Below are 9,283 nucleotides of genomic sequence, written 5' to 3'. Positions count from 1 at the left end.
GCAGAAATTTGAATGGAATGCTAAAGGCGAGAATAAGAGCATCTGGAATTTTGTAATTCAGTTCAGGGCTTCGGGAGTAAGAGTTAAGCGATCTCGTACAGCTCCTAGTCTCATCGCCATGACGGACACTCAGGTCCCCATTATTGGGTGGGAAAAACGTTACATGACTCCGAGAGAGTGCTCCCGATTGCAAAGTCTTGAGTCCATCCAACTCCCCGATAGCAGACCGGCCGCGTACCGGGCACTCGGAAACGCCGTAAACGCAAAAGTGGTCCAGGCAATATTTGAGGAATTGCTCGGCGCGAGGTACAACAGTCAGAGTCCGAAGGATTCGGCGGCGAATGCCAGGCTAGTTGCTGTTCAGGAATTAATTGCCTCATGAAGTTGGCGGATGGGGGACGCATGGAATCGCTGAATGCAGAAACTGTTAACATAGTTCCTGGAGTAAGTATGTACTCGGTGCTTAGCAGACTTAACTACAAACCTTGGTATGCACTTGCGGAATATGTTGACAATGCCGTTCAGAGCATGATTGATCGCCGCTCGGCGTTACGGGAGTTGCACGGTGATAAGTACAAACTCGTCGTGACTATCGAGGTCAGTCATGTGGAAGGCGGGCAAATCGTCATTCGCGACAACGCAGGTGGTATACCGCTTGTAGATTTCCCGAGGGCCTTCCGCGCCGCGCAGATTCCTCCAAACACGCGCGGTCTTTCAGAATTCGGGATGGGTATGAAGAGCGCATCCTGCTGGTTTTCAACGATGTGGACCGTTCGGACGAGTGCTATCGGAGAAGAGCAGACCCACATCGTGCGGTTCGATGTGTCAAGTATCGTCAAGGATCAGATCGAACAACTCGACATATTCTCTGTTCCGGCTAAACCCGAGGATCATTTCACGGAGGTTACCCTTTCAAATCTGCATCGCCCTCTGGCCGGTCGTACGATGGGCAAGATCCGACAGCACCTGACGGATATCTACCGGGTTCTAGTACGAAGCGGAGACCTGGAGCTTCATCTAAATGGGGTACCTCTTAAATATGATGTTCCAGAGGTGCTCAAGGCTCCGTACTACCGCGACCCCGAGGGTGCGAACGTTGTGTGGTCCAAGGACATTGACTTCGATTTTGGCGAGGGTTTGTCTGTTACTGGATTTGCGGCGCTGCGAGAAACAGGTAGCAACAGCAACGCCGGGTTCTCCTTGTTTCGAAGGGGGAGGGTGATAGAAGGCAGCGGGGATGAGGGGTACAGACCCAGTGTAATTTTCGGTGCTGGCAACTCTTTCAAATCTCAGAGATTGTTCGGTGAACTACACCTCTCTGGGTTCGCAGTAAGTCATACAAAGGACGGGTTCCAGTGGGACGACAATGAGCATGTATTCCTTGAATTACTGCTCGAAGAACTAGATGCTAGCCCCATGCCTCTACTCAAACAAGCACTTGGATTTCGCAAGCTTGAACACAATCGAAGTCTCGAGCGCAACGCTGAGGAAGCTATTGGTAGTACGGCATCTACGCTCCAAGAGCATCTTCCTGCGGCGGTCGATGAGCTCGTCGCCCTAGGAGCCGAGGCCAGCCCGGCAATCCTGGTAGGGCTTCCGGCTCAGCATCATCGCCGCGTACAATTCGACCACGGCGACCGAAACTGGGATATGGCGGTCGAGATCGTCGGGGATCCTTTGGAGCATTCTTGGTTTACTCGTAGTATCGGGCTGGATGATCCCGGTTCCATTCGTGTCACTGTCCGTCTGAACTCAGCTCATCCGTTCTTGGTCCGCTTTGGACAGCGCGATTCCGAGAGTCTTGAAGTCATTCTTCGTATGGCGGTGGCTATGGTCGTATCGGAAGTCCTAGCGCGCCAGGCCGGTGTGCCGATGGCAGGCGTCGTCGGCCGAAACTTGAATGAAGTACTTTCCCGAGCGTTGTCGAATCCGTAAGAATTTAGGGAGGACTACCATGTCTGAAGTAGTAATTCGCCCACTAGAGGCGGGCCATCCGACTTATTCCCCGACTATCGGACCTACATATCTGGGGTTTGAAGAGCACGTGGCTCCTCCCGCAGCCCGCAGTGACCTCCGCAGAGATTCAACCGATATTCTAGCGAAATGTTCTTTGGGTTCGGAATTTCCTGTCGGGACGACGGGGCTTGTGATTGGGCAAGTGCAAAGTGGCAAGACCATGTCTTATGAGGCCCTTATTTGCTTGGCTCGTGATAATGATGTAGCGCTTGTAATTGTGATTTCGGGAATCTCAACGATTCTTCTCGACCAAGGCCAGGGACGACTCGGGGAAGACTTGTCTTCCGCAGCACCGGGGGTCTGGCATTTCTTGGTGAACCCAACGTTGGAGGACGGCAGCAGCGGGAGAATCCTTGAAAGCCTTCAAACAGACTGGGCTGACGAGGATGTCCCGACAGGTAGAAGGCGCACGGCCGTCATCAGCGTTCTGAAGAACCATCGTCACCTTACAAATCTGTCAAATCTGTTGGCAAGTTTGAACTGGCGTGGCATGAAAGTGCTGATTGTCGACGATGAAGCCGACCAAGCAAGCCTCAACACGAGTCGGCGTCTTCCCAACGGCTCCACCACATATCGGACACTCATGGGCCTACGACAGGTCTTTCCACACTTTTCCTACGTCCAGTACACCGCGACTCCTCAGGCACCGCTCCTAATAAGCATTGCTGATGCACTGTCCCCGCGTTTTGTTCATGTACTTGACCCAGGGAACGGTTACACAGGTGGAGACAGCTTCTTTGCCGAAGATAGCACTCTGGTGAAGACGATTCCGTCTTCTGAAATCGTCCAAAATGCTGGTTTGGATATCGACGTCCCTTCGAGTCTCGTCGAAGCCACGCGCATCTTCTACCTTGGCCTCGCAGTGGCCTTGAGTGACAGCACATTTTCGGACTGTCGTTCCATGCTCATACATCCTTCCCAAGGAACGACGCTCCATGAACTGTATGTTCAGTGGTCAGAGCGATTGCGGCGAACATGGTACGAGATTGTCGATGCTCGGCGCACGAATCCTGAAGACTTCGATGACCTCCTGTACGAGTTTGAGAAGGCTCGTCAGGATTTGATTGGAACGGTGGGCCACGTTCCGCCTCTCTCCGAGTTGGTGCCGTTTTTGAAACTCGCCCTAAGCAAGACGAACGTAATGGAAATGAACACCCGGGCAAATCAGGGGACGCCTCGAGTTCCATGGAAGGACTTTAACGGATTCGTTTTGGTTGGGGGCCAAGCTCTGGATCGCGGCTTTACCGTCAAAGGATTGACTGTGACCTATATGCCGCGCGGGCTGGGTGTGGGCAACGCGGATACCTTGCAACAACGTGCTCGATTCTTCGGCTATAAGGAGAGCTATCTTGGGTATTGCCGGGTATATCTCGAAGCGGGTCTACGATCCGCTTTTACTGACTACATAAGCCACGAAAAAGACATACGCGCCCGCCTAAAAAAGGTACAGTCCGACGGGACCCCGTTGTCCGAATGGCGGCGTGCCTTCATTCTCGATCCAACCATGAGGCCAACTCGCCAGGCTGTTCTTCGCTCAGGTTTCGTCGCCGATAAAGTAAGCGATCAATGGTTCTTCGACAGAAAGCCCGCACACGATATTGCATCGCTCGATCAGAGCCGTGGCGCCGTACGATCGTTTGTGTCAAATTTGGACTTTCACGAAATTCAACTACCCTCCGGGATCAGTGAGATTCAACGTCATCAGGTTGCCGAGAACGTATCTCTCCGCAAGGTAATCGAATTAATTACCGAGATTCCTTCTGTTGACGAATCGATTTCGATGTCCGTTACGGGGCTCTTGATTCAGCTGGAGCAGGCGTTGGATGAGCAGGGTGAGGAAACCTGTGAAGTCTATCGCATTAGACCGCACGGCCGAACGGTCCGTGGCCTGCGCGCGGATGGATTGACAATCAAGGCGTTGTTCCAGGGTCGAAATCCTAGTGGTAGTACCCGTTACGATGGGGATGCTGCCTTTGGAGCTGGCGATCGAATTTCACTTCAAATTCACTCCATTGATCTCGAATTCAATGGCGATTTAGTTGCGGAGCAGGTTCCTGTGCTCGCCGTTTGGGTTCCGGCCCGCATTGCTGAAGGTTGGTACGTGCAGCGTGTGCCCAATGCGAATCCTGCATGAATCTCTATGAGAGATTTTTTAGTCTCGAGTGTCCTCCAGTTGGTGGGTATGCTGGGTTTTTCCTAGAGGATGACGATTATGTGATCGCTCGCGACTATGAGGGGCGACCGGCGTTCTTTGTACGACATGGCCACATCGGTCACGGACAGAACCAGACGTACAAGCTGGAGGGGATATCGGCAATACTTCACTATGAGGCTGTTGTGTCCATCGGTGGTCAGGTGGTATCGGGAGTTTTTGCTCTTATTAGATGTACCAGCGAAGATGATATTGTACGAAGATATTTTCTTGAACTCTGTGGCGCACTAAGTCGTCTCGTGGGACCGAAGCCCAGTGCAACACAAGTTGACGAAAGTATTAACACGTTCGTGCGTATGTTCGCGCTTAGAAAGGCGCCCTCGAAGCGTCCTATGATCGGACTGCTTGGCGAGCTTCTTTTCATTGACCAACATGCCGATTCTGCTAGGTGCATTAGGGCGTGGCACGTCGCATCGAATGATTCTATTGATTTCGTTTTCCCGAATCGCGCGCTGGAAGTAAAGTCGACGTCGACCGCAGGTAGATTTCACACGCTCACATATGATCAGGCATCAGGTCTGACAGGCAGGGAGTTGCTCTTCCTGTCCGTCCAAATAATACCCGTTGCTAACGGTATGTCCGGGCGTCAGTTGCTCCAGCGTCTGGTCGCTCAGTGCGGGACCGACCTGTGGGCGGCCATGAGGGTTTGGGAGATGGCGACGGAAACTTTGGGTTCTGAGATTCAGGCGTTTTTGGATCTCGAATTTGCTTATGAGGCGGCGCTTGAGTCAATGCAGTTCTTTGACTCGGAGGAGATCCCCGCCATCCGCGGCGTCTTACCGTTGGGGGTCAGTCGGGTGCAGTTTTTGTCCGACTTTTCTCAGGTGTCGCAGGTCGACAACTGCAGGCTAAGGGAAATTCTTTCAATGCCCAGCTGAATACACGTCCCAGTGACCCGGACGGATGTCTCAGACGCCTCGCTAGAATTGGATCGTTAGACGCGAGCCGTTCTCTATTCTGTATGGAGCAGAACTGAATAGTCGGTACAAAAAATCGTCCTTGCCTCGTCGACCACTTCTTGGCAATCCAGTGTGGTAGTTTTTCGAACTCTGCGCGGAATACGGAGCCGCGTAGGATTTATGTGACGCTGTTTCCCATGGACAGCAGCGAATCGAGACGTTTCGAATCCTTCATGTGATGATTGGCATAAAGAGGCTCTTCGTGGTTCGTGGGGAATTGATTCCGTGTCGTAGATAAAGAAGGGGCCCGTGGCCCTGCTGGGATGAGTGTGTCTAAGCATTCAACCGGAACAGGACCGCGAGCCTTGACTGAGCCTATCGTTGTGGCATCCGACGCTGCCACCAGCATCTTCAATCTGCCTGACTACCGTGTCATCTCCGCGACCGTTCTGGACGACGGCAGGCGCCGGGTCATTGTCGGAACGGATCCGCCACCGGGCTGCCCTACCTGCGGTGTCGTCGCGACGCGGCGGAAGGAACGGCGCTTCCAGCGGATCCGGGACATTCCCGTCGCCGGCCCCTCGAAGTGCTCTGGTCGCAGTACCGCTGGTACTGCGAGGAACCCAAGTGTTCCCGGCTCTCGTTCCACTGCCCAGTTCCCGCGCCGTGCCCGGTCCACCGGCCGGCTCCGGGACCACGTCGTTGATGCGGTCATCAGCTCCGGCCGTGCCGTATCCGAGACCGCTGCTGCGTTCGCGGTGTCCTGGTGGATGGTCCGCGCCGCGCTGACCGAAGCCTGCCTTCTGACCCTGCCGGATGTGGATGAGCTCAGGCTGCGGAGGCTGGGCATCGATGAACACCGGTTCCGGTCCGTGCGGTTCTTCCGGGACTCTGGGTCGAGCACGTGGATCCGGCATGAGCCGTGGATGACGACGATCGTTGACCTGGACACCGGGCAGGTCCTGGGCGTGGTCGATGGCCGGGACCACAGGGGAGTTGGCTACTGGCTCTTCGCCCGGCCGCTTCAGTGGCGCCTGAGCGTTCAGGTCGTTGCGATCGACCCGTCGGCTGCGTTCCGCAAGGCGTTGAGGATGTGGCTGCCCCGTACCGCTGTCGCGGTCGATCAATTCCATCTGGTCTCCCTGGGCAACCATGCAGTGACTGAGGCCCGCCAGAACTTGTCCCAGCAGGTCAAGAGCCGCCGCGGCCGCGGCGTGGACAAGGCTTGGGCCCACCGCATGCTGCTCCTGCGTGCCGGCGACTCGCTCTCGGACAAGGCACCACACCGGCTGGCTGCGGTCTTCGCTGCCGACGACCCGACCGGCAAGCTGCAAGCCGTGTGGAAAGTCAAAGAACAGCTCACGGCGCTACTGCACACCGACTCCCTGGCCGACGCGGCAGCCGCGAAAGAGGAACTCAAGGTGCTCGTGGCAGCGGCCGGACGCCCGGAGACCAACAAGGCTCTACCGCACCGTCTGCCGGTGGTGGAACGAGATCGAAGTCCTCATCGTCACCGGCGCCACCACAAGCAAGGTCGAGGCCAACAACACCGGCATCAAGCACATCCAACGCACCGCCCGCGGCTGTCGAAACGCCGGGAACTACAAATCGAATATCCTCATGAGAAGTGCCGCCCGGACGGCGGCATGACACTCACCCGGGAATCCATTTCTCCACGAACCTTGAATAGTCGGATTCTGTTCCTTCGGGCGAGGAAGCTCACTGACAATGTAATCCAACGCCTGAGTGAGGTCTTCGCCGCGAACACCCGACCGGCAGCTCCAGGCTTACACAACGCACCATGCGGTTACCACAACGCCGGCAGATTCAAATCGACTACCCTCATTACAAGTACCGCCCGGACGGGCGTGGAGGGCACAATACTTGTCCGGGACTCTCGTTCGCCCTGAACCACTAAAAGCATCAAAAGCGGAGCCGTTCAATGGGCATATTTTGAATCCTCGGCTCTGTCCATCCCGGCCTTGATTGCAAGTCTCAGCAGGACCTCCGGCTGGCATCGCACAATCAGTCAAGAACGGCCGCTTGCCGTTCAATAACGGGAAGTGGAACGAACGGCGCTGGAGTGCATCCAACTCATCCCGCCTCGGCTCAGCAAGTCCTTTCATATGGATCAACGGCTACAGGCCAAGTGTTGGTCCCGGTTCAATTCCAGTATCGCCCCGACAAACGGAATAGCCTCCAGTCATCTGGTGCGTGGTGCATGGCTCGGTTCAGGTCCTCGCACCAGGTTGACCATTCCATCTCGAGCACGATGCGGAGGTCAACTAAGGTCGGGTCTAGATTCCGAGATTTCGTGCAGTCTCGAGCGAGGATGTAGGCATCCCAGATCGGAATTCTCAACTTAATTAGGGCAAAGTGGAAAACTATGGCAAAGAAAGCGGACACGATGTCATTTACGCGCGCACTCGTCGCCAAGACTGAACTTGCTCCTGCCTCTATAAAGGCAACATCTAAGGGGACGGCGGCGGCCAGGTTATCGAAACTGTATTCACCGCGCCCAGTCGAGCAAGCCGACAAGAAGACAACTGATGTTGAACTGCAATCGTAGTCTGCCAGAATCTTAGCGGAAGAAACAAAATCAGCGTTCAAGGGGCCCATCCGCATTCCGCCTTCGAAAGCAGCGGAGCCGGGGAGGCCGTGCCCTGCCCAGTGCACGATTGCCGGCGTCTCACGCAACATTCCATTTACCGTCGCAGGACCGTGAATCCTTCGGAGGACAGCAAGTTCGTAGGTCACTGCTGCCAAGTAATCTCCCTCCGGTGCCGCGTGCCCGGAGATGCATGCGACCGCCCCTGGTCGAATGTCAGGCGGTGCGGCAAGACTCCCAAGGCGATGTGTGTAGCTCACGCGTAGAAAGCCAAGTTCTAGCAGGGCATCATGAAAGGGAAAATTGTATATGTCAGGTCCAAGCGAAATGATTAGGCTATTTATTCCATTCTCCTGGAGTGATTTAAGTCGAAGCAATCCACAGGCTAATTCGTCACTGACTTGTCTGGCATCTGATGGGCTGAACGAAAAATGTACTTCTCCTGAGAATTCAAACTCTTGACAGATTGTATGATCAATATCAGCATAGTATGCGACGAGAGCATGAAGATAACCGCTAACGAGAAAGAACTGAATATATGCCGTTTCGTTTGGCAATATCGACAGATCAATAGGGTCGAGGGCGGGAGTAGCCTTTGCCATTTCTGCGTGCAGGAAGTTGACAGCCTCATCGTAAAGACTGTCATCCACGATCCCATTCGAGGAGCGCTGAACGGTGGTTACGTGTGCAACTTCCAAGAATCGGCGATAGGCTCCACTGTAGGGCGACTCCGGATCTTCTCTCAGAAGCTTCTGAGAGATCGTCAGACGTTCAAATATGTTGCGTTCCATCAACGCCATTTGCCTTAGTCTCTGATCAGCGGTCCAATGCATTTGGTCGATTTGCGCCGACTCCCGCTGCCACTTGCGGACAGCATCGCGTCCACGCGTAATCAGTTCGGGAGGCAGTCGGCGCCCGATGGAATGGCTCCAGCATAGAGAAGAGTTGGCTTTGAGGCTGTAGAAGTCAATTCTGACAATTCCCATAGAGAGCATTGCGCTGAGACTGTTGACGCTGTCGATATCGCTAAGGTGATATGTGTAAGTAATGCGTGCTGAAGTTTTATCGGGAAATTCAAGAAGGAATCCCAGTGATATTTTCCCGTCTTCTTTATCGATATAGACGAATTTTGTTTCATAGCCGGCTCTCGTTACTGCCCGTTCAACTTCGTCTGAATCCATCACGAGAAACCATCCCGGCGTGAACCCTGAGCTTGCATAGCTAAATCGGGCGCCACGGGTGCGTACAGCCTCTATCACCCATGACGGAGGCGCCTCTCCACGTGTCTTAGGCCAGGCTCCAGGCACAATCAGCGGCGGGAACTTTCGACTTCGAATATTTTCTAACGCTGTTGAGTTCCACATATCATCGGCGTCATCCGGATAGCAGGCGCATAGCTCGAGAAGACTGACTAGTTGGAKAAATTGACTGTTATCATTTCTGTGGGCTGAACGTATCATCGAGAGATGACAATCTGACGTCTCTAAAGAGTAGACATTGTTCTCTGTCGATGGAAGACTAGTGTATTCAAAATCGGAATAAGTAGTC

6 protein-coding genes and 1 pseudogene are annotated in these 9,283 nt (G+C 54.3%); 6 read left to right on the top strand and 1 reads right to left on the bottom strand.

Annotation, left to right across the window (positions count from 1 at the left end):
- The 6 genes and pseudogenes from AC1DRO_RS21055 to AC1DRO_RS21030 all read left to right on the top strand — a co-directional run.
- Window positions 1–382: DNA cytosine methyltransferase (locus AC1DRO_RS21055; RefSeq protein WP_476952321.1), on the top strand; the 382-nt coding region annotated here is incomplete at its 5' end.
- A gap of 20 nt (window positions 383–402) precedes the next feature.
- Window positions 403–1,935, top strand: a complete 1,533-nt coding sequence (locus AC1DRO_RS21050) for an ATP-binding protein (RefSeq protein WP_476952320.1) — start codon at window positions 403–405, stop codon at window positions 1,933–1,935.
- A gap of 19 nt (window positions 1,936–1,954) precedes the next feature.
- A complete protein-coding gene (locus tag AC1DRO_RS21045) occupies window positions 1,955–4,150 on the top strand; it encodes a Z1 domain-containing protein (protein ID WP_476952319.1) in 2,196 nt (731 codons plus the stop codon).
- Window positions 4,147–5,106: a PD-(D/E)XK motif protein gene (locus tag AC1DRO_RS21040; RefSeq protein WP_476952318.1), complete on the top strand. Its 960-nt coding sequence runs from the start codon at window positions 4,147–4,149 to the stop codon at window positions 5,104–5,106. The genes AC1DRO_RS21045 and AC1DRO_RS21040 overlap by 4 nt, the downstream gene beginning before the upstream one ends.
- A gap of 344 nt (window positions 5,107–5,450) precedes the next feature.
- Window positions 5,451–6,506 (top strand): annotated as a pseudogene (locus AC1DRO_RS21035) (transposase); the annotation flags it as partial.
- On the top strand, window positions 6,421–6,777 hold the full coding sequence (locus tag AC1DRO_RS21030) for a transposase (RefSeq protein ID WP_476952322.1): 357 nt from the start codon (window positions 6,421–6,423) through the stop codon (window positions 6,775–6,777). The pseudogene AC1DRO_RS21035 and the gene AC1DRO_RS21030, both read left to right, overlap by 86 nt.
- Before the next feature lie 513 nt (window positions 6,778–7,290).
- Here the strand turns inward: AC1DRO_RS21030 and AC1DRO_RS21025 are convergent.
- Window positions 7,291–8,916 (bottom strand): CHAT domain-containing protein, encoded by a 1,626-nt coding sequence (locus AC1DRO_RS21025; RefSeq protein WP_476952317.1) that lies wholly within the window; start codon window positions 8,914–8,916, stop codon window positions 7,291–7,293.
- Between the last annotated feature and the right edge of the window lie 367 nt (window positions 8,917–9,283).

This window comes from Arthrobacter sp. P4_F11 (genome assembly GCF_056401395.1).
The sequence above is the reverse complement of the archived record's forward strand: the minus strand, read 5'-3'. Positions and strand labels throughout refer to the sequence as shown.